Source organism: Roseibium sp. RKSG952 (genome assembly GCF_009711355.1).
The window spans coordinates 1-926 of record NZ_SMMF01000425.1; the positions used below are offsets into that span (position 1 = coordinate 1).

The 926-nt window shown below is 53.9% G+C and carries 1 protein-coding gene; it reads right to left on the reverse strand.

Translation table 11 applies throughout. The annotated features are described in order from the left end of the window. Window positions 1–60 precede the first annotated feature (60 nt). Window positions 61–639, reverse strand: coding sequence for a hypothetical protein (locus tag E1297_RS01355; RefSeq protein ID WP_155132935.1), 579 nt, complete (start codon window positions 637–639; stop codon window positions 61–63). Between the last annotated feature and the right edge of the window lie 287 nt (window positions 640–926).

Below are 926 nucleotides of genomic sequence, written 5' to 3' on the forward strand. Positions count from 1 at the left end.
TGAAGGAAGGGGTTTGCCGCGCCTCTGGATGGATCATGGCGTAAATGCAAGTTGCTACATTTACATACCTGGAGTCAAAGCCTTGTCGGCCAAAAATTCCGACGGCAGAGGCAGCTCGCGTTCCTCGAGATTCACGTCGGCGGCGCGAACCGGAGCTATGTTACTAACTACTCTCGGATTGTGAACAACCAACCACTCTTCCCGCGCGCTGATCCTCTGGATTGAAGCGTCTGCGCCCTGTTCTGTCATGAATTCGGCAAGCTCGACATACGCCTTGCCTCGACAGGCGTCGTGATTCACAAAGAGGTTGATTACGTGCTCGGCGATGATCTCCTTGTGGCGATCACCCGTGATAATGTTGAACTCAAGGTCCTTGCGGAGAGCTTTTCGATTCGGAATTCGGGAAACTCCATCCATAAACCGGAGGACCTCATCGACAGGAATTGAGACATCCGATGACAGGGTGATGTCTTTCTTGAAATCGACGATGTAAGTCGTACCTCCCCCGCGGGAGTATTGACAGGCGCGCTCGTACCTATTCGTAAGATAAAAACCGGGGCCCGCCTGGGCCCGATCGGCCGATGCGGGCCTGATTTCGACGGGCCAGTGGAGCCTGCGTCCGCCGTGCCAAAGTTTCATGCGTGATGCCTCCATGATTGATTATGAGTAAGGTGGCGGCATGAAAGGCAAGAATCAATTCCAATCCTGTCTAAGGCTTCAGCGTCCCTGGCAACCGCCTCCGGGAATGATCGCCAAATCTGGGGACGTTTTTCATTTCTGATTTCAAGGTGCTGACTTGAATCCGCGTAAAGCGCAACAAATTAACTTCAGTTCAGACTTCAGAGCCGCCTATCCGGCGGAGAACGCGGTGTCGAAGACCTCGGCCACGGATTACCACTTCAGAGCCGCCTATCCGGCGGAGAACT